Origin of the sequence: Sulfitobacter sp. UBA1132 (assembly GCF_002311545.1) — a bacterium.
Classification (GTDB): Bacteria; Pseudomonadota; Alphaproteobacteria; order Rhodobacterales; family Rhodobacteraceae; genus Sulfitobacter; species Sulfitobacter pontiacus.
The window spans coordinates 4981-5291 of the sequence record NZ_DCAN01000009.1; the positions used below are offsets into that span (position 1 = coordinate 4981).

1 protein-coding gene is annotated in these 311 nt (G+C 57.9%); it reads right to left on the reverse strand.

The features are described 5' to 3' along the window. Window positions 1–100: 100 nt before the first annotated feature. A partial coding sequence (locus B4F27_RS06510; RefSeq protein WP_414717690.1) for a peptidylprolyl isomerase occupies window positions 101–311 on the reverse strand: 211 nt, incomplete at its 5' end.

The window sequence follows — 311 nt, forward strand, 5'->3', positions numbered from 1 at the left end:
CCCCCGCCGCGATGGTGGCGAAACGCACACCATCGATGACAGGAAGATCAGGGAAGTGATCGGGTGCCAGCGGGGATACAGCGGTGACTTTGCCCATTTATTACTCCAACAGGCCGAGGTTGGTCAGAACCGAAGGGTCGATTGTGTCAGCCGCCGAACGGTCAACATCTGCGGCTTCGGTGGTCTTTTCGATCAGGGTCTGTGCTTTCACCTGACGGACCTGAGTTTCCAGCTCGTCCTTCACGTCTTCGAGCTTGGGCGCTTCTTTCTGGCGCTTGTCGTCCAGTTTGATCACGTGCCAGCCGAACTGG